Source organism: Janthinobacterium sp. 67, from assembly GCF_002797895.1.
In the GTDB taxonomy this organism is placed as follows: domain Bacteria; phylum Pseudomonadota; class Gammaproteobacteria; order Burkholderiales; family Burkholderiaceae_D; genus Janthinobacterium.
Window position 1 is genome coordinate 6,141,664 of the sequence record NZ_PGES01000001.1, and the last position, 18,964, is coordinate 6,160,627.

The window sequence follows — 18,964 nt, forward strand, 5'->3', positions numbered from 1 at the left end:
ACGCTCCCCGCCGCCTGGCCGGGAAGGGGTTCTACGTCATGAAGGTGATGCGGACCGAAACGGACTGTGCTCGTTCAACTCGTCGAGATAGGCGTCGATGCCGCCCCGTTCGCGCTCGAGGAAGCGCTGCACGGCGTCCGCAAAGGCCGGGTGCGCCAGCCAGTGGGCGGACCAGGTCTTTTGCGGCAGGAAGCCGCGCGCCATCTTGTGCTCGCCCTGGGCGCCGCCTTCGAAGGTGGCGATGCCGTTGGCGATGCAAAACTCCAGCGGCTGGTAATACGCCGTCTCGAAATGCAGACAGGGCACGTGCTCGAGCGCACCCCAGTAGCGGCCATACAGGGTGTCAGCCGTGTGGATCACCAGCGAGGCGGCGATGGCCCGGCCTTCGCGCTCGGCGATCACCAAGAGAATGTTCTGCGGCATGCTGGCGCCCAGGCGCCGGAAGAACTCCAGCGACAGATAGGGCGAGGAACGGTGTTCCGCATAGGTATTGCTGTAGCAGCGGTGGAACAGCTGCCAGTCCGCGTCCGTCGCCTCCGTCCCGCGTACCTGGCGCAGGATGACGCCCGCTTCCCGGACCTTGCGCCGCTCGGCGCGGATATTCTTGCGCTTCTTGTGTTCGAGGGTGGCGAGGAATTGCTCGAAATCCGTGTAGCCGGGATTGAGCCAGTGAAACTGCACGCCACTACGCATCAGGTAGCCGGCTTCCTCCAGCTGGCGCGCTTCGCTTTCCGGCGGGAACAGGATGTGGCAGGACGAGACGTCGGCCGCTTGCTGCTGCGCCTGCAGGAAGGCCAGCAGGGCGGCGCGCGCCTCGCCATCGCGGGCCAGCAGGCGCGTGCCGCTCACAGGCGTGAATGGAATCGCGGACAGCAGTTTCGGGTAATATTCAAGGCCGTGTTGCCGATAGGCGTCGGCCCAGGCCCAGTCGAACACGTATTCGCCATACGAGTGCATTTTGAGGTACAGGGGCAGGGCGGCGGCCAGGGTCTCGCCTTGCCACAGCACCAGGTAATTGGGCTGCCAGCCCGTGTCCGCGCTGGCGCAGCCGGACTCGTGCAGCGCGTGCAGGAAGGCGTAGGAAAGGAAGGGATTGGCCTCCGCCTTGGCCTCCGCCTGGCTTGCCAGCAGTTCAGACCAGGCCGCTTCGCCAATTTCAGCCAGGGTAGTGACGATAGCCGTGCGATAATTCATTGTTGTAGTGTGCATTCATCACTCTCGGGGCGCCGTCATCGGCCTGCGCGCCCCTGTCTTGTTTAATAGAACGAAAATATCCATCATCATCATGACAGTCAAAGTCGCAATTGCTCAAATGAATAGTACGGTCGGCGATCTGGCCGGCAACCGTGCCAAGATCTTCGACCTTTCCCGCCGCGCCTTTGAAGCGGGCGCCGATATCGTGCTCACGCCGGAACTGTCGCTGGTCGGCTATCCACCCGAGGACCTGTTGCTGCGCAATGCATTCTACGCAAAAACGCAGGAAGCGTTTGCGGGACTGGCTGCCGACCTGGCCCAGTTCAAGGATTTGCACGTGGTGGTGGGCTTGCCCCTGCAAGACGAGAAGGGCGTGCGCTACAACGCCGCCTCCGTGTTGCTCAATGGCGAAGTGCTGGGCACCTACCGCAAGCACGATTTGCCGAACACGACCGTGTTCGATGAAAAGCGTTACTTCACGTCGTCGGTCCAGGCTTTCGTGTTTGGCGTGAAGGGCGTGCGTTTCGGCATCAATATCTGCGAAGACACGTGGTTCGAGCATGCGCCTGCGCGTGCCCGCGCGGCCGGCGCGCAAGTGCTGCTGGTGCCGAACGGCTCGCCCTACCACATGAACAAGCAGCATCTGCGCTATGACACCATGCGCAGGAACGTCGGCGCGCAAGGCATGGCCCTGGTCTACGCCAACCTTGTCGGCGGCCAGGATGAACTGATTTTCGACGGCGACTCGTTCGTCATGGATGCGGCCGGCACCATCTGCGCCCAGCTGCGCCACTTCGAGGAAGATTTGCAGCTGGTCGACTTCGACGGTGCCACGCCCGTGCCGCAACCGCTGGCCGCGCCGTTGAGCACGGAAGCGCAGGTGTACCAGGCGCTGGTGCTGGGCGTGCGCGACTATATCGGCAAGAATGGTTTCCCGGGCGTGCTGATCGGCATGTCGGGCGGCGTCGATTCCGCCCTGACCCTGGCCATTGCCGTCGATGCGCTGGGCGCCGACAAAGTGCGCGCCGTCATGATGCCATCGCAATTTACGGCCGATATCTCGTGGATCGATTCACGCGACATGGTAAAACGCCTTGATGTGCGCTACGATGAAATTCCGATCAAGCACACCTTCGACGCCTTCCGCGCCACCCTGGCTGACGAGTTCGCCGGGCTGGCGGAAGACGCGACGGAAGAGAACATCCAGGCGCGCATCCGCGGCACCTTGCTGATGGCCTTGTCGAACAAGCATGGCAGCATCGTGCTAACGACGGGCAACAAGAGCGAGATGGCGGTCGGTTACTGCACCCTGTACGGCGACATGGCGGGCGGCTTTGCCGTGATCAAGGATATCGCCAAGACCCTCGTCTACCGTTTGTGCGCGTACCGCAACAGTGTGTCCGACGTGATCCCCGAGCGCATCCTCACGCGCGGACCGTCGGCCGAATTGCGGGCCGACCAGCTGGACCAGGATTCCCTGCCGCCGTACGACATACTCGATGGCATCATGCAGCTGTACATGGAAGAAAACCGGCCGATCGCCGACATTATCGAGGCTGGCTACCCGCCGGCCGACGTGGCGAAAATCACGCGCCTGATCAAGATCAATGAATACAAGCGGCGCCAGTCGCCGGTGGGCATCCGCGTCACGCACCGTGGCTTCGGCCGCGACTGGCGCTACCCGATCACGTCGAAGTTCTACGAATAACGAGGGGAACCCCGCCAAACCTACTGCGCAGCTCACTACCGGGCATCCGTTGCTCACCGTACTTAAAGTACGGCTCCGCTACTCAACCCGGTATTGAACTTGCTCGCTACGGTTTTGCGGGGTCCCGTTAAGCAAGTTGGTGAAGAATTGTCGATTATCAATAAGGAGAAAGCCATGAAACAGATTACCGCCATCATCAAACCATTCAAGCTTGACGAAGTGCGCGAGGCTCTGGCCGACGTGAACGTGACGGGCTTGACCGTGACGGAAGTGAAGGGCTTTGGCCGCCAGAAGGGTCATACCGAGCTGTACCGTGGCGCCGAGTACGTGGTCGACTTCCTGCCGAAGGTCAAAGTCGAAGTGGTGGTGGACGACAGCGTGTCGGAACTGGTGGTCGACGCCATCATCAAGGCAGCCCGCACGGGCAAGATCGGCGATGGCAAGATTTTCGTGCGCGACGTGGAGCAGGTGATCCGTATTCGCACGGGCGAAACTGGTCCGGACGCGGTGTAAGTCTGGGCCAGCAATGGTGTCGGATTACGGTCCTGCGGACCTAATCCGACCTACCCGTAGCAATGTGTGTCATGCCGTAGGTCGGCTTGGCGTGCCAGCGCGTAAGCCGACATGCGCCGCCAACAATGTTGCCGCTTGGCGCATCAGCGCCCCAGCCGCATATCGAATTTCCAGCATATCAGGCGCAGAATCGTGATGCCGCTGGCGCTGGTCCACAGCGCGAAGTCGTGCTCGGCGCCGAAGTGCATCTGCAATAAATAAGCCCAGCAGCCGAAAAACGCGCAGATGGCGTACGGTTTGCCGTCGCGAAACACCATCGGCACTTCGTTGCAGACGATGTCGCGCATCACACCGCCGAAAATCCCCGTAATCACCCCCATCATCGAGGCGATAAAGATCGGCATGCCGGCGCGCATGGCTTCGGCCACGCCCGCGATGGCGAACATGCCCAGGCCGATGGCGTCGGCGATGACGATCAGCCGTTCCGAGACGATTTGCCGCAGATGCTGGATCAGGGGCGCGGCCGTCAGGGCCAGCACGAAGATGAGGATCGCGTATTCCTGGTGCGAAACCCAGAACAAAGGCCGCTTGTCGAGCAGGATGTCGCGCAAAGTCCCCCCGCCGAATGCCGTGATGAAGGCCACGACGAACACGCCGACCAGGTCCATGCGCTTGCGGCGCGCTTCGATGAAGCCGGAAAACGCGCCCACCAGGATGGCGATGACCTCAATGATCTTGATCAGCGAGCCAGGCGGCAATTGGGGTGGCATCATGGGTGGAGCGCGTGCACGAGACGCTAAGCAGGAAATAATTGTCACAGGTTAACATGACACGGCCCCGAATGGTGACAAACGGGGCCGTGTGCGAGAGCTAACTTGTTACTGAGTTGTAATTTCTTGCTGCGGTGCTCAGCGGATGGGCTGCAGGGCGGAAGAAAGCAATACGACGAGGGCGCCATCGCCCCCTTCGGAGCGGCGCGCCTGGCAAAAGGCGACGACTTCATCCTTTTGCACGAGCCAGCTGTGCACCATCGATTTCAAGACCGGTTCCTGGCCTTTCGAGCCAAAACCCTTGCCGTGGATCACGCGCACGCAGCGCAGCTTGCGCCGCGTCGCCTGGTTCAGGAAGGCGCCGATGCCGTCGCGCGCCTCGTCGCGGCGCAAGCCGTGCAAGTCCAGCTCATCCTGGATGGGCCAGTGGCCCTTGCGCATCTTCTTGACCACGTCCGGTCCCACGCCGGGGCGGGCGTAGTTCAGGGCAGGATCGTTTTCCAGGTAATGATCGACCTCGAACAAGTCCGACAGCGATTCGCGCAGCACGGCCGCATCGTCCTCTTCCGGAGACAATTTGCGCGCCGGCTGCTGGGCGCTGACCGCGCCCGCCTTGGGCAAGCTGGGCACGTAGCGGTCCGACTCGGGCAGGCGCTTGACGCCGCCGATGCTGGCCTTGAACAGATTGCTTTCCACGGCCTGCACCTTGACCTGCTTGGCGCGCTCAGCCGCGGCTTGCGCGCGCGCGTCCGCCTGCTCCTTGAGCTGCTTGCTGACCGCTTTCAGGTCGGCAAAGTCTTTCATCGACGCCATGCGACGCTTACTCCTGGCCTTCCAGGTAGCGCTGGGCGTCCAGTGCTGCCATGCAACCCGTACCGGCACTGGTGATGGCCTGGCGGTAAATATGGTCTTGCACGTCGCCGGCGGCAAACACGCCCGGCGCGCTGGTGGCCGTGGCCATGCCTTCCAGGCCCGTCTTGGTTTTGATGTAGCCGTTGTGCATGTCCAGCTGGCCTTCGAAGATGCCCGTGTTCGGCTTGTGGCCGATGGCGATGAACACGCCGTGCACGCTCAAGGCTTCGACCTTGCCGTCGATGGTCGACTTGATGTTCAAGCCCGTCACGCCGCCTTCGTTGCCCGTGACTTCGTCCAGAGTGTGGTTATATTTCAACACAATTTTGCCTTCGGCAACCTTGGCGTTCAGGCGGTCGATCAAGATCGCTTCCGCGCGGAACTTGTCGCGGCGGTGGATCAGCGTGACTTTATTGGCGATGTTCGACAGGTACAGCGCTTCTTCGACGGCCGTGTTGCCGCCGCCGACGACGGCCACTTCCTGGTTGCGGTAGAAGAAACCATCGCAGGTGGCGCAGGCGGACACGCCCTTGCCCATGAATTCCGCTTCCGATGGCAGGCCCAGGTATTGCGCGGACGCGCCCGTGGCGATGATCAGGGTGTCGCACGTATATTCGTGGCTGTCGCCCTTCAGGCGGATCGGCTTTTCATTGAGGAACGTGGTGTGGATGTGGTCAAACACGATTTCCGTATTGAAACGCTCGGCGTGCTGCAGCAGGCGCTGCATCAGGTCCGGGCCTTGCACGCCCATCGGGTCGCCGGGCCAGTTTTCCACGTCGGTGGTGGTCATCAACTGGCCGCCTTGTTCCACGCCGGTGACCAGCATCGGGTTCAAGTTGGCGCGGGCGGCGTAGACGGCGGCGCTGTAGCCGGCTGGGCCGGAGCCGAGGATCAAAACGCGGGCGTGTTTGGTAGTGGTCATGGGAAGCTTCTCTATGAGTGGGGTCTATCCGAATTGGGGGCATACGCGCGAAGAACAAGGGCGTATTGCGCTTGCGCAATCAATCCACGATTATAGACCAAGCCGCCTGTAGCGACGAATCGTGGGGCCGTCCGGGGCATATATGGCTTAGAATACTTCCTTATTATGGGAAATTCCCTTTCAGAAACATTTTTCACCTTGCAGCGCTTCCCAGAATGACTAAACCAGCCCAGGCCAATCAAAATAGCTACACCCGAAAACCGGTCGAACGCCGGCCCCTGCCCAACCGGCTGGTGCGGCTGCTGTCCGAGGCGCGCTGGTTCGCGCTGGCCGCGTTTGCCTTGTATTTCGTGCTCATCCTGGCCAGCTTCAACAAGCTTGACCCCGGCTGGTCGCACGCCACCAATGTCGACAAGGTGGCCAACCTGGGCGGCAAGCTCGGCGCGACCTTCTCCGATCTGTTGCTGTATATCTTCGGCTTTTCCGCCTGGTGGTGGTGCGTGTGGCTGCTGCGCACGGTCTGGCACGGCTATCGCCGCCTGAGCAAGCGCTTCCTGCTGGAAGAAGAGGAAGTGGAGCGCGAGCACCATGTCGAGATGCTGATCCGCATCGTCGGCTTCTCCATCATGCTGATCGGCAGCATGGGACTTGAATACTTGCGCATGGCAAAAAGCCTGCACGTGCAGCTGCCGCGCGACCCGGGCGGCGTGCTGGGGCAGCTGGTCGGGCACTCGGCCCACGTGGCCTTTGGTTTCACGGGCGCCACCTTGCTGCTGTTGCTGCTGTTCGGCCTGGGCTTTTCCCTGTTCTTCCATGTGTCCTGGCTGCAAGTGGCCGAGCGCATCGGCGGCGCCATCGAAGACGCCGTCAACTGGTTCGTGCTGCGCTACCAGGACCGCGAAGACCGCCGCCAAGGCGAAGTGGCCGCCGTGCGCCGCGACGAAGTGGTGGTCATCGAGCGGGCCAAGCATGTCGAGAAACACGTGGCCGCGCCGCCCGTGAAGATCGAACCGCAGGTGGTGACGGTGGTGAAATCGGAGCGCGTGGAAAAGGAGCGCCAGGCCCATCTGTTCGAGAACCTGGGCGATGGCAAGCTGCCGCCGCTGTCGCTGCTCGATGAAGCGCCGCCCGTGGTGGAAACGGTGTCCGTGGAAACCCTGGAATTCACGAGCCGCCTGATCGAAAAGAAATTGTCCGACTTTGGCGTGGATGCCAAGGTAGTGGCCGCTTACCCCGGCCCCGTCGTTACGCGCTATGAAATCGAGCCGGCCACGGGGGTCAAGGGCAGCCAGATCGTGGGCCTGGCGCGCGACCTGGCCCGTTCGCTGTCCCTGACGTCGATTCGTGTGGTGGAAACCATTCCAGGCAAGAATTACATGGCCTTGGAGCTGCCGAACACCAAGCGCCAGATCGTGCGCCTGACGGAAATCCTCGGCTCCAAGGTCTACAACGATGGCGTGTCCAGCCTGACGATCGCGCTGGGCAAGGATATCGCGGGCAAGCCCGTCGTCGCCGATCTCGCCAAGATGCCCCACTTGCTGGTGGCCGGCACGACCGGTTCCGGTAAGTCGGTCGGCATCAATGCGACGATTCTGTCGCTGCTGTACAAATCCGACCCGCTCGACGTACGCCTGATCCTGATCGATCCGAAGATGCTGGAAATGTCCGTCTACGAGGGCATTCCGCACTTGCTGGCGCCCGTCGTCACCGACATGCGCCAGGCCGGCCACGCGCTGAACTGGGCCGTGAACGAGATGGAACGCCGCTACAAGCTGATGAGCAAGATGGGCGTGCGTAACCTGGCCGGCTACAACGCGAAGATCGCCGACGCGAAAAAGCGCGAAGAACACATCCCGAATCCGTTCAGCCTGACGCCGGATTCGCCCGAGCCGCTGGAAAAATTGCCGACCATCGTCATCATCATCGATGAGCTGGCCGATTTGATGATGGTGGTGGGCAAAAAAGTCGAGGAATTGATCGCCCGTATCGCCCAAAAGGCGCGTGCCGCCGGCTTGCACTTGATTCTGGCCACGCAGCGCCCATCTGTAGACGTGATCACGGGCTTGATCAAGGCGAACATTCCCACGCGTATCGCCTTCCAGGTGTCGTCGAAGATCGACTCGCGCACCATTCTCGACCAGATGGGTGCGGAAACCCTGCTGGGCATGGGCGACATGCTGTACATGCCGCCTGGCACGGGCTTGCCGATGCGCGTGCACGGCGCGTTCGTGTCCGATGAAGAAGTCCACCGCGTTGTCAGCCATTTGAAGCTGCAGGGCGAACCGAATTACATCGAGGGCATCCTCGAAGGCGGCACCCTGGAAGGCGATGGCGCTGAAGGCGGCGCGCCGGGCGAGGGTGGCGGCGAGGCCGATGCCCTGTACGACCAGGCGGTGGCGGTGGTGCTGAAAAACCGCCGCGCCTCGATTTCGCTGGTGCAGCGTCATTTGCGCATCGGCTACAACCGCGCCGCCCGTCTGCTCGAGCAGATGGAGCAGAGCGGGGTGGTATCAACCATGCAATCCAATGGCAACCGGGACATCCTCGTGCCGGCGGCCAGTAGTGAACAAGGGTAAACAGAATGAAGAACACGACTTTCGCAGCAAAAATGATGATCGGCGCGGCCAGCGTTGCCTGCAGCCTGCTGTTCGCGGCCAGCGCCTCGGCCAGCGCGCTGGAGCAATTCAAGAGCTTTGCGGCCGGCACCAAGTCGGCCAAGGGCGAGTTCGTGCAGCGCCAGGTCAAGAAGGCGGACGCGGCCGGCAAGGCGAAAGTGTCGACGCCGGCCAGCGGCACGTTCGAGTTTGCCCGCCCAGGCAAGTTCATCTGGACCTATCTGAAGCCGTACGAGCAGCTGCTGCAAGCCGATGGCGACAAGCTGTACATCTACGACAAGGACTTGAGCCAGGTGACGGTCAAGAAACTGGGCGACGCGCTCGGTTCCTCGCCAGCGGCGATTTTGTTCGGCAGCAACGACCTGGAAAAGAACTTTACCTTGGCCGAAGCGGGCACGCGCGATGGCCTGGAATGGCTGAAAGCGACACCGAAAGCCAAGGACACGACGTTCGACGAAATCACCATCGGCCTGCGCAACGGCGTGCCGGAAGCGATGGAATTGCGCGATTCGTTCGGACAGACGTCGGTGCTGGCGTTCAAGAACTTCCAGAAGAATCCTGCCTTGTCTGCCAATCACTTTCAATTTGTCATGCCCAAGGGCGCGGATGTCATCAATAATTGATTGTTGACGTTTTGTTTTTGACCGGCCTCGCAGCGATGCGGGGCCTTTGCATTCTTACCCGGTAAATATTATGGCGGATCTCTTTTCCACCGCACCGCGCCAGCCCTTGGCCGAAGCCTTGCGGCCAGCCACCCTGAATGAAGTCATCGGCCAGACGCATCTGCTGGGCGTGGGCAAGCCGCTGCGCCTCGCGTTCGAGGCGGGCAAGGCCCATTCGATGATCTTGTGGGGGCCGCCCGGCGTGGGCAAGACCACCCTGGCGCGGCTGATGGCGAATGCCTTCGACAGCGAATTCATCGCTTTGTCGGCCGTGTTTGCCGGCGTAAAAGATATCCGCGCGGCCATGGACCAGGCACGCCACAGCCTGGACCAGTTCGGCAAGCACACATTATTGTTCGTCGACGAGATCCACAGGTTTAACAAGTCGCAGCAGGATGCCTTGCTGCCCTTCGTCGAATCGGGCCTGGTGACGTTTATTGGCGCCACCACCGAAAACCCCAGCTTCGAAGTGAACTCGGCGCTGCTGTCGCGCGCGCAAGTGTATGTGTTGAAATCGCTCAACGAAGATGAGATGAAGCAGTTGCTGGCCAAGGCGCAAAGCACGGCGCTGACGCACCTGACTTTTGACGATGCGGCCGCCGACACCCTGATCGGCTATGCGGATGGCGATGCGCGGCGCTTTTTGAATTTGCTGGAACAGGCCGAGACGGCCGCCAGCTCGACGGGTACGACCAAGATCGACGCGGCCTTCGTCGACAATGCGCTCACATTAAATTCGCGCCGCTTTGACAAGGGCGGCGACAATTTCTATGACCAGATTTCCGCCCTGCATAAATCCGTGCGCGGCTCCAACCCCGATGCGGCCCTGTACTGGTTTTGCCGCATGATCGATGGCGGCGCCGACCCGCGCTATTTGTCGCGGCGCATCGTGCGCATGGCCTGGGAAGACATCGGCCTGGCCGACCCGCGCGCCTTGACCATGGTCAATGACGCGGCCGAAACGTATGAACGCTTGGGTTCGCCCGAAGGCGAGCTGGCGCTGGGCCAGGCCGTGATTTACCTGGCGATTGCCGCGAAAAGCAATGCCGGCTATAACGCCTTCAATACGGCGATGGCGTTTGTGAAGAAAGACAAGTCGAAGGAAGTGCCCGTGCATCTACGCAATGCACCGACGAAGCTGATGAAGGAACTCGGTTACGGCCACGCCTACCGCTACGCGCACGACGAGCCCGATGCGTATGCTGCTGGCGAAACCTATTTCCCGGACGGCATGGCCGAACCGGGCTGGTACCAGCCCGTGCCGCGCGGTCTGGAAAGCAAGATCGCCGATAAATTGGCGTGGCTGCGCGAGCTGGATCGCAAAGCGGGAAAAGGCTGAGCTTATAAACCCAGTAAGGTAAAACCGTCATCCTGCGGTGCGTAGCCGACCAGCTGGCGCGTCGCTGCAATCGACAGCCGCTTGTAGCGGTTATCCGACACCCCATGCACGACGTGGTAGCCGGCCGGCACGTCCGCCGTCATGCAGCGGGCCAGCAGTTGCACCACGTCACGCTCGCTGATGAAGGCGGCGATGTCGCGTGCGCTGTGCTGTTGACCTGGCGCAAAGTGGGCCACGTTGGCGATGCGCACGGCGATCGCCGTCATGCCATGCTGGTGCGCAAAGGCCGAGGCCACGCCTTCGCCAAAGGCCTTGCTGGCGCCATACATGTTCGCGGGACGCGCCGGCATGCTTTCCTGCACTTGCACGTCCAGCGGGTAACCCTCGATGGCTTGCGCGCTGCTGGCAAGTACCACTCTTTTCACTCCCTGTTCCTGTGCCGCGCGGAAGATGTTGTGCGTGCCGACGATGTTCGGCTGCAGCAGTTGTGCATCGAAATCGGCGCTGGCGTGCGGCACGCCGGCCAGGTGCAGCACCACGTCGATATCCATGCAGGCAGCCAGACAGGCGGCATAGTCGGCGACGTCAAGCTCAATGGCGGGGCAGGGCGCTTCGGCCAGCTTGCCTGTGTGCAGGTCGGCCAGGCGCAGGGAGAACTCCCCGTGCCGGCTCTTCCAGAAAGCGGTGCCGATGATGCCGGCGGCGCCCGTGACGAGGACGCGCAGTGGAGCTTGTGTCATGTATTCCTTGTGATCAGTGTGTGAGGCAGTGCCAGGTTCAGCCAGCGCAGCAGGGCAGGGCGCGGAGCGGCGGTCCCATGCACGCGGATGTGTCCGCTACCGACGGCTTCGACGAGCACCAGGCCGTCGTTCGGTATCGTATAGCGTTCGCCGCTGCGCAGCACGCAATCCTCGAACTGGGCGTAGGCCGTGATCCACGCCGTGCCGGACAGGCATTCGATGACCCTGGCGTGCGCGTTTTCCAGGCGTAAGGGCCGTTCGCTGCGTAATTCGTGGTCGGTATGCATGGCATCGCTCCTGTTGTGCTGACAGGAACAGCTTAGGCGCTTGCCGTGAACCATGACAGATGCAGGAAAACGAAATTGTCATGAACACAGTGTCCCTTGTCGTACACTGTGCTTGTCAAAAAACTCGGCAACTGTATCTGTGCCGGCCACGTGCGCGAGCCGCATACTGAAGGGATGAACATGAGCGCGCATTTGAATCTGTACGAGCACCTGGCCAACGAGCTGGGCGCCTTGATCGACTCGCGCGTGTTCGCGCCCGGCGACCGCCTGCCATCGATCCGCCACCTGGCGCAGCAAAAGCGCATTTCCGTCAGCACGGTGATGCAAGCCTTGCGCCTGATGGAAGACCGGGGGCAGGTCGATGCGCGGCCCCAGTCCGGCTATTTCGTGCGCCACCGCGCGCCGCGCCGCCCGTGCAGCGCGGACGCCCAGCATTTGAAGGAGCCGGCCTTTGTCGGCATCAACAACCTGTTGATGCGCGTGCTGAAGGAAAACGAGGCGCCCGATATCGTACAGCTGGGCACGGCCTGGCCGCCCGACGAGATACTGCCCATCAAGCGCATGCAGCGCACCATCAGCGCCGTGGCGCGGCGCGAGCCCGCTTTATTGAGCAAGGTCAGCTGCTACGACGTCAGCGAAAGCAATTTCCTGCGCCAGGTGACGCGCCGCGCGCTGGACTGGGGCAAGCTGGACCCGCACGAGATCGTCGTGACGAATTCCTGCACGGAAGCAATCAGCCTGTGCCTGCGCGCCGTCGCCAAGCCCGGCGACACGATCGCCATCGAGTCGGCCACGTATTTCGTGCTGTTGCAGATGATAGAAAGCCTGGGCATGAAGGCGCTGGAAATCCCCACCGACCCGAAGATGGGGCCGTCGCTCGACGCGCTCGAGCTGGCCCTGCGCGCCGGCCTCGTGCAGGCGTGTCTGTTCGTGCCGAACGCAAATAACCCGCTCGGTTGCGTGATGCCGGAAGAAAACAAGAAGCGGCTGGCGGGGCTGCTGTCGGAATTCAATATTCCGCTGGTGGAAGACGATGTATATGGCGACCTGTGCTTTGCCCCGCAGCGGCCCTGGCCCGTGAAAGCCTACGATACGAGCGGCAACGTGTTGCTGTGCTCCTCGTTTTCCAAGGCCATCACGCCTGCTTCGCGCGTCGGTTACGTGCTGGCCGGGCGCTTCGCGCAGGAAGTGGCTCTGCTGAAAACCGTGTCGAGCGGCGCCACCAGCCATTTCTTCCAGGCCGTGCTGGCCGATTTTCTGGAAGGCAGCAGCTACGACCAGCAACTGCGCAAGATGCGACGCACCCTGGTGCAGCGCATCGCCCGCATGTCCGACGCCGTGGCGGCCAGCTTTCCGGCGGACTGCATGCTGTCCGAACCGCAGGGCGGTTTCGTGCTGTGGGTGCAGATGCCGCCGCAAATCGATGCGCTGGCCCTGCACGGCCAGGCCATCGCGGACGGCGTGGCGTACATGCCGGGCCAGCTGTTCTCGGCCTCGGGCAAGTTCGGCAATTATCTGCGCCTCAATTGCGGCAATGCGTGGACGCCGCGCATCGAACAGGCTATCAGCCGGCTAGGGCGTATCGTCAAGGACGCCTTGTAACTATTCTGTGCGCTTCAATCCCCGTTTTTCACCGTTCGCTCCCTGTTTTTCGCCGCTGGTCGCAAGCCGGTGGCGTTGTTTGTGGCCGTTGGCTAAAGTAGCACCATACCAGCAGCAGTCAACGACGCAAACCAACCAGGAGTCACATCATGAACGCACTGAAAAACATGGAAATCACCTTTGTCGCCGCCGCCATCATCGCCATCGGCGCCAGCTTCGCCACCGCCGGCGCAAATACCCTGGAAGTGAGCGCCACCTCCACCGTGGTCGCCCAGGCCGCAGACAGCACGATGCCTGTCGTGACCGTCAGCGCCCGCCGCCTGAGCGCTGCCGAAAAAGCCGCCTTTATCTAAGCACTAAACTAAGCAGTCGCCGCAAAGCGGGCGCGGGTGCCCAGCCATGCCGCCATGACGATGGCCGCCATGTGCAAAACTCATAAAGAACTGAACGGGTCTTGGTACAATGAGTGCTTTCGATACATCGGCACCGCCATCCACCCATGATAGATATCCAACTTCTCCGTAAAGACATCGCCACCGTCGCAGAACGCCTGGCGACGCGCAAATTCCAGCTCGACGTGGCAGGTTTTACCGCCCTCGAAGCCGAACGCAAGGCGATCCAGACGCGCACCGAAGAGCTGCAGGGCAAGCGCAACGCGCTGTCCAAGCAAATCGGCATGTTGAAAGGCAAGGGGGAAGACACCTCGGCCGTGATGGCGGAAGTGGCCGGCCTGGGCGATGAACTGAAAGCCGACGAAGCGGCCCTGACCGTGGTGCAAGCCAAGCTGAGCGACTTCATCATGGCCGTGCCGAACTTGCCGCACGAATCGTCGCCCGTGGGCATGGACGAGTCGGGCAACGTGGAAGTGCGCAAGGTCGGCACGCCACGCAGCTTCGATTTCGAGGTCAAGGATCACGTCGACGTGGGCGGCCCGCTGGGTCTCGATTTCGAAGTGGCCACCAAGCTGACCGGTTCGCGCTTTTCCGTCATGAAGGGCGGCATCGCCCGTCTGCACCGCGCGCTGGCGCAATTCATGCTCAACACCCACGTGGACGAGCACGGCTACACGGAATGCTATACCCCTTACATGGTCAACGCCGATTCGCTGCGCGGCACGGGCCAGCTGCCGAAATTCGAAGCCGATCTGTTCTCGGTGAAAAAAGGCGGCGCGGAAGGCGAGGGCGAGACCTTCTACCTGATCCCGACGTCGGAAGTGTCGCTGACCAACATCGCGCGCGATGAAATCCTCGCGCTCGACCAACTGCCGCTGAAAATGACGGCCCATACGCCATGCTTCCGTTCGGAAGCGGGAAGCTACGGCCGCGACACGCGCGGCATGATCCGCCAGCATCAGTTCGATAAAGTCGAAATGGTGCAAGTAGTGCATCCGGACACCTCGTACCAGGTGCTGGACGAAATGGTCGGCCACGCGGAAACGATTCTGCAACGCCTGGGTCTGCCATACCGCGTCATGTCGCTGTGCACGGGCGATATGGGTTTCGGCGCCACCAAGACCTTCGACCTGGAAGTGTGGCTGCCGGCGCAAAACACCTACCGCGAAATTTCATCCCTGTCGAACTGCGAAGCCTTCCAGTCCCGCCGCATGCAGGCGCGTTTCCGCAACGCCGCCGGCAAGCCGGAACTGGCCCACACCCTGAACGGCTCCGGCCTGGCGGTGGGCCGCACCTTGGTCGCCGTGCTGGAAAATTACCAGCAAGCGGACGGCAGCGTCGAGATCCCTGCCGTGCTGCGCCCGTACATGGGCGGCCTGACGCATCTGAAGGCCTAAAATAGTCCTTTTCTTTTCGCTGCGGGCTGCTATAATCTTGCCTTCTCGCAGCAATGCGGGGAAAGACCGCAGCAAATGGAGAGGTGGCAGAGTGGTCGAATGTACTTGACTCGAAATCAAGCGTACGTTAAATCGTACCGTGGGTTCGAATCCCACCCTCTCCGCCAGAACAAATAGAGAAAGCTCCCGAAAGGGAGCTTTTTTTATTTGTGGCGGCGGAAAGGAGTACGCCCCCTGCGGGGCGTACGCGTGGGATTCGAAGACGAGCGCGTATTCGCGCGAGGCTCCCCGAATCGTCAAATTGGGTTTTGCTTTTCCAAAGCAAGATCAGCAACAAACCCCTACCCAACCCAACAACACCCATGCTAAAATAGCGCCTCGTTCAAACCGGCATGTCAGTTTGAATGAATAGACCGCAGTAAACGGAGAGGTGGCAGAGTGGTCGAATGTACTTGACTCGAAATCAAGCGTACGTTAAATCGTACCGTGGGTTCGAATCCCACCCTCTCCGCCAGAATACATAAGAGAAGCTCCCGCAAGGGAGCTTTTTTTATTTGTGATGCCAACAGACCTGCGACGTCTCAATGCATGTAGAAAAACCGCCCAAAGCGCGCAGCGCAAGGCGTTTTTTCCTCCATTCAAGTTCTAATAACTAGCGCCGCCACTAACGCAACAAGCTAGTGCACAAACCTAGCCACCGCAAACGCCACGCCCGACAGTGCAATCATTGTGCCCACACACGACAGGATGACAGCCGACTTCGCCTCAGCTACATCGGATTTGGTCGCATAATTGGAGCGCACCACTGCCAAGTCCAGTTTCAAGTTGCCGACATCCGTCTTGAGAACGGCAATATCTGCTTTTACGCCAGCCATGTCTTTTCCCAGTGTGTTGACCTGCTCGTCCATGGTGCAATCCTCCATGCTTTTCATTCCATGCTCCTCGTTTTTTTCACCCCTGTCAAACAGTGTCCCGAGCGTATCGTGCATGGCCTTGCTATTCCTCGCCAAGCGTTGCGCCAGTGCCATCGCGCGTTGCAAGTCAGCCATTCCTTCATCCTGTAGCTGGTCCGTGGCAGTCTGCAATTCGGCAGCGATCTGTTCGCTGAGGCTGGCCGCAACCTGCAGCCATGCATCGATCTTGCGCTGGCGTGCGTGTCGCTCCAGCGCGTCAGGCCGCAGCCACGTATCGCTCAGCTCGTGCATGCTGTTCATGCTGCGTCCTCTTCAGCTTCGGTCGATGCCGATGCAGTCCACGCTACGCCTCGCCGTCGCCACCCACCTTGACCCTGCTCAGCCTATGGTAATCTACCCCCTCCCATCCCGACCCCACCAATAAAAGCAATGAGCCGATTCTGGAGCAACATCGTCAGCGAGCTGACCCCCTATATCCCTGGCGAGCAACCCAAACTGCCCGACCTGGTCAAACTCAACACCAACGAAAATCCCTACGGCCCGTCGCCGCAAGTGCTGGCCGCACTGCACGAAGCCAGTAACGACACCTTGCGCCTCTACCCCGATCCCACGGCCAGCGAACTGAAGCAAACTCTGGCCGGCTACCACGGCTTGCACAGCGCGCAAGTATTCGTCGGCAACGGTTCCGACGAAGTGCTGGCGCTGGCCTTCATGGCCTTGCTCAAGCACGATGCGCCGCTGCTGTTTCCGGACATCAGCTACAGTTTCTATCCCGTGTATTGCAAGCTGTACGGCATCGATTACCGCACCGTGCCGCTCGACGACACCATGCGTATCCGCCCCGAAGACTACCAGGGGCCATGCGGCGCCATCATCTTCCCGAACCCGAATGCCCCGACGGGCGTGGACTTGCCGCTGGCCGGCGTGGAAACCCTGTTGCGCGACCATCCCGACGCCGTGGTGGTGGTCGATGAAGCGTACGTGGATTTCGGCGGCGAGAGCGCCGTGGCCCTGGTCGACCGTTATCCGAACTTGCTGGTGGTGCAGACGTTCTCGAAATCGCGTTCGCTGGCCGGCTTGCGCGTCGGCTGCGCCTTCGGGCATGCTGACCTGATCGAGGCGCTGGAACGTGTGAAGAACAGTTTCAATTCGTATCCGCTGGACCGGCTGGCGCTGGCCGGCGCCGTCGCTTCGCTGCACGATGAAGCGTATTTCCAGCAGACGCGCCAGGCCGTGATCGCCAGCCGCGATCAGCTGACGCAAGACCTGGCGGCGCTGGGCTTCGAGGTGCTGCCGTCGGTGGCCAATTTCGTCTTTGCCCGCCACCCGCAGCATGACGCGGCGCAACTGGCGGCCGGCTTGCGCGCCCGTTCCGTGATCGTGCGCCATTTCAATGCACCGCGCATCAGCCAGTATCTGCGCATCAGCATCGGCAATGTGGGCGAATGCGCGGCCTTGCTGGCGGCCTTGCGCGCAATACTGTGACGCCATGCTGACCTTCGTTCCTACCAGCCTGGCCGATGGCGAGGCGCTGGCCAGCCTGCGCGTGGCCGCCATGCGCGAAAGTCTCGAGCGCATCGGCCGCTATGATCCGCAGCGCGCGCGCCAGCGCTTCCTGGCCACCTTCGACCCCGCCTGCACCTGGCAGTTGCGCCACGGCGGCACGCTGGCAGGCTTTTATGTGCTGCGCCCGCAAGCCGATTATCTGTTGCTCGACCACCTCTACCTGGCGCCCGAACGCCAGCGGCAAGGCCTGGGCGCGGCCGTGCTGGCGCGCGTGTTTGCCGAGGCCGATGCGGCTCGCAAGAGCGTGCGCGTGGGCGCCTTGCGCGGCAGCGAGGCGAACCGCTTCTACGTGCGGCACGGCTTCGTACCCGATGGAGAGGAAGCGTTCGACCTGTATTATCGGCGCGCCCCCGCGGCTTGATGCTGCCGGCGGCGACTGTTTGTGCAACAATAATCGGATTCATACATCGACAGGACGGACAATATGGCAAAAGTGGCATTCATCGGTTTGGGCGTCATGGGTTTCCCCATGGCAGGCCATCTGGCGGCGGGCGGGCACGACGTCACCGTGTACAACCGCAACCCGGCCCGCGCGGCCGCCTGGCTGGAGCAGCACAAGGGCAAGAGCGCCGCCACGCCGGCAGAAGCCGCTGCCGGCGCCGAGTTCGTCTTCACCTGCATCGGCAACGATAACGACCTGTATCAAGTGATCCTGGAAGAGGGCGGCTTGCTGTCCGCCATGGCGCCGGGCAGCATCCTGATCGACCACACGACGGCTTCGGCCGAAGCGGCGCGCACCATCCACGCGGCGGCGAATGAGAAGGGCGTGTTCTTCCTCGACGCGCCCGTGTCCGGCGGCCAGGCTGGCGCGGAAAACGGCAAGCTGACCGTGATGGTGGGCGGCGACGCAGAGGCCTATGCACGGGCCGAGCCCGTCATCGTCCTGTTTTCGCGCGCCGTCACCTATATGGGCGCGTCCGGTTCCGGCCAGCTCACAAAAATGGTCAACCAGATCTGCATCGCGGGCCTCGTGCAAGCCTTGAGCGAAGGCATCGCCTTTGCGGAAAACGCGGGCCTCGACGCAGCGCTGGTAGTCGACGTGATTTCCAAGGGCGCGGCACAGTCGTGGCAGCTGGAAAACCGGGGCAAGACCATGATAGAGCGCAAGTTCGACTTCGGTTTCGCCGTCGACCTGATGCGCAAGGACCTCGGTATCTGCCTCGCCGAAGCCCAGCGCAACGGCAGCGACTTGCCCGTGACGACCTTGACGGACCAGTTCTATGGCGAAGTGCAGCAGGCGGGCGGCAACCGCTACGATACGTCCAGCCTGATCACCCGCCTGAACAAAAAGTAAAATTTAACTCGTCAGTAGAGAGCGGCGCGTCCCTGCAAAGGGCCGCGCCGCTTGTCGTTTACGGGACTGAAAAGTAAAAAACGTCAGTTTCCGGAACATACGGTTTCGATTTTCATGGAAAAGCATGGACTTCGCTAGCTCATCGTGTATTATTAAAAAACGAGATGAAATGTCCCAATTTTTAAAACATTATGAGC

General features: G+C 61.5%; 18 protein-coding genes and 2 tRNA genes. 13 read left to right on the forward strand and 7 right to left on the reverse strand.

Going from position 1 to position 18,964, the window contains the following annotated elements; genetic code table 11:
- Positions 1-36: 36 nt before the first annotated feature.
- A complete protein-coding gene (locus tag CLU90_RS27635) occupies positions 37-1,194 on the reverse strand; it encodes a GNAT family N-acetyltransferase (protein ID WP_092718796.1) in 1,158 nt (385 codons plus the stop codon).
- Between the two features lie 91 nt (positions 1,195-1,285).
- Here CLU90_RS27635 and CLU90_RS27640 point away from each other — a divergent pair, with 91 nt between their 5' ends.
- Both CLU90_RS27640 and CLU90_RS27645 read left to right on the forward strand, forming a co-directional pair.
- Positions 1,286-2,902, forward strand: coding sequence for an NAD+ synthase (locus tag CLU90_RS27640; protein WP_100429312.1), 1,617 nt, complete (start codon positions 1,286-1,288; stop codon positions 2,900-2,902).
- A gap of 174 nt (positions 2,903-3,076) precedes the next feature.
- Complete coding sequence (locus CLU90_RS27645) at positions 3,077-3,415, forward strand: P-II family nitrogen regulator (protein WP_034758685.1); 339 nt, start codon at positions 3,077-3,079, stop codon at positions 3,413-3,415.
- Between the two features lie 143 nt (positions 3,416-3,558).
- On the opposite strand, the gene CLU90_RS27650 is transcribed toward CLU90_RS27645, so the two are convergent.
- The 3 genes from CLU90_RS27650 to trxB all read right to left on the reverse strand — a co-directional run bounded on the left by CLU90_RS27650 (position 3,559) and on the right by trxB (position 5,959).
- Positions 3,559-4,188 (reverse strand): trimeric intracellular cation channel family protein, encoded by a 630-nt coding sequence (locus CLU90_RS27650; protein WP_034786156.1) that lies wholly within the window; start codon positions 4,186-4,188, stop codon positions 3,559-3,561.
- Between the two features lie 135 nt (positions 4,189-4,323).
- Positions 4,324-4,998: a Smr/MutS family protein gene (locus tag CLU90_RS27655; RefSeq protein ID WP_092718801.1), complete on the reverse strand. Its 675-nt coding sequence runs from the start codon at positions 4,996-4,998 to the stop codon at positions 4,324-4,326.
- 7 nt (positions 4,999-5,005) lie between these two features.
- Entirely contained in the window at positions 5,006-5,959 is a 954-nt protein-coding gene (gene trxB / locus CLU90_RS27660) for a thioredoxin-disulfide reductase (RefSeq protein WP_034758671.1), read from the reverse strand.
- Positions 5,960-6,174: 215 nt separating this feature from the next.
- Here trxB and CLU90_RS27665 point away from each other — a divergent pair, with 215 nt between their 5' ends.
- The 3 genes from CLU90_RS27665 (at position 6,175) to CLU90_RS27675 (ending at position 10,575) form a co-directional block, all read left to right on the forward strand.
- Positions 6,175-8,535 (forward strand): DNA translocase FtsK, encoded by a 2,361-nt coding sequence (locus tag CLU90_RS27665; protein WP_092718803.1) that lies wholly within the window; start codon positions 6,175-6,177, stop codon positions 8,533-8,535.
- 5 nt (positions 8,536-8,540) lie between these two features.
- Complete coding sequence (gene lolA / locus CLU90_RS27670; protein WP_232731352.1) at positions 8,541-9,197, forward strand: outer membrane lipoprotein chaperone LolA; 657 nt, start codon at positions 8,541-8,543, stop codon at positions 9,195-9,197.
- Between the two features lie 70 nt (positions 9,198-9,267).
- Positions 9,268-10,575: a replication-associated recombination protein A gene (locus CLU90_RS27675; RefSeq protein ID WP_100429314.1), complete on the forward strand. Its 1,308-nt coding sequence runs from the start codon at positions 9,268-9,270 to the stop codon at positions 10,573-10,575.
- A gap of 2 nt (positions 10,576-10,577) precedes the next feature.
- Here the strand turns inward: CLU90_RS27675 and CLU90_RS27680 are convergent, their stop codons facing one another.
- Entirely contained in the window at positions 10,578-11,315 is a 738-nt protein-coding gene (locus tag CLU90_RS27680; RefSeq protein ID WP_100429315.1) for an NAD-dependent epimerase/dehydratase family protein, read from the reverse strand.
- Positions 11,312-11,602, reverse strand: coding sequence for a DUF2917 domain-containing protein (locus CLU90_RS27685; RefSeq protein ID WP_157808911.1), 291 nt, complete (start codon positions 11,600-11,602; stop codon positions 11,312-11,314). Before CLU90_RS27685 ends, CLU90_RS27680 begins: the two co-directional genes overlap by 4 nt.
- Positions 11,603-11,782: 180 nt before the next feature.
- On the opposite strand from CLU90_RS27685, the gene CLU90_RS27690 reads away from it, so the two are divergent.
- From CLU90_RS27690 to CLU90_RS27710, 5 genes are all read left to right on the forward strand, one after another.
- Positions 11,783-13,204, forward strand: a complete 1,422-nt coding sequence (locus tag CLU90_RS27690) for an aminotransferase-like domain-containing protein (RefSeq protein ID WP_100429582.1) — start codon at positions 11,783-11,785, stop codon at positions 13,202-13,204.
- Between the two features lie 149 nt (positions 13,205-13,353).
- Entirely contained in the window at positions 13,354-13,557 is a 204-nt protein-coding gene (locus tag CLU90_RS27695; RefSeq protein WP_100429317.1) for a hypothetical protein, read from the forward strand.
- Positions 13,558-13,703: 146 nt separating this feature from the next.
- Positions 13,704-14,993, forward strand: coding sequence for a serine--tRNA ligase (gene serS, locus CLU90_RS27700; RefSeq protein ID WP_100429318.1), 1,290 nt, complete (start codon positions 13,704-13,706; stop codon positions 14,991-14,993).
- A 77-nt stretch (positions 14,994-15,070) separates the two neighbouring features.
- Positions 15,071-15,160, forward strand: a tRNA-Ser gene (locus CLU90_RS27705).
- Between the two features lie 257 nt (positions 15,161-15,417).
- Positions 15,418-15,507: transfer RNA gene (locus tag CLU90_RS27710), tRNA-Ser, on the forward strand.
- 163 nt (positions 15,508-15,670) lie between these two features.
- Here CLU90_RS27710 and CLU90_RS27715 read toward each other — a convergent pair.
- Positions 15,671-16,207 (reverse strand): hypothetical protein, encoded by a 537-nt coding sequence (locus CLU90_RS27715; protein WP_157808912.1) that lies wholly within the window; start codon positions 16,205-16,207, stop codon positions 15,671-15,673.
- A 129-nt stretch (positions 16,208-16,336) separates the two neighbouring features.
- Between CLU90_RS27715 and hisC the strand changes: the two genes are divergently transcribed.
- The 3 genes from hisC (at position 16,337) to CLU90_RS27730 (ending at position 18,767) form a co-directional block, all read left to right on the forward strand.
- Positions 16,337-17,392 (forward strand): histidinol-phosphate transaminase, encoded by a 1,056-nt coding sequence (hisC, locus tag CLU90_RS27720; protein ID WP_100429320.1) that lies wholly within the window; start codon positions 16,337-16,339, stop codon positions 17,390-17,392.
- Between the two features lie 4 nt (positions 17,393-17,396).
- Positions 17,397-17,834: a GNAT family N-acetyltransferase gene (locus CLU90_RS27725; RefSeq protein WP_100429321.1), complete on the forward strand. Its 438-nt coding sequence runs from the start codon at positions 17,397-17,399 to the stop codon at positions 17,832-17,834.
- Positions 17,835-17,897: 63 nt separating this feature from the next.
- Entirely contained in the window at positions 17,898-18,767 is an 870-nt protein-coding gene (locus CLU90_RS27730) for an NAD(P)-dependent oxidoreductase (protein WP_100429322.1), read from the forward strand.
- The last annotated feature ends 197 nt before the right edge of the window (positions 18,768-18,964 follow it).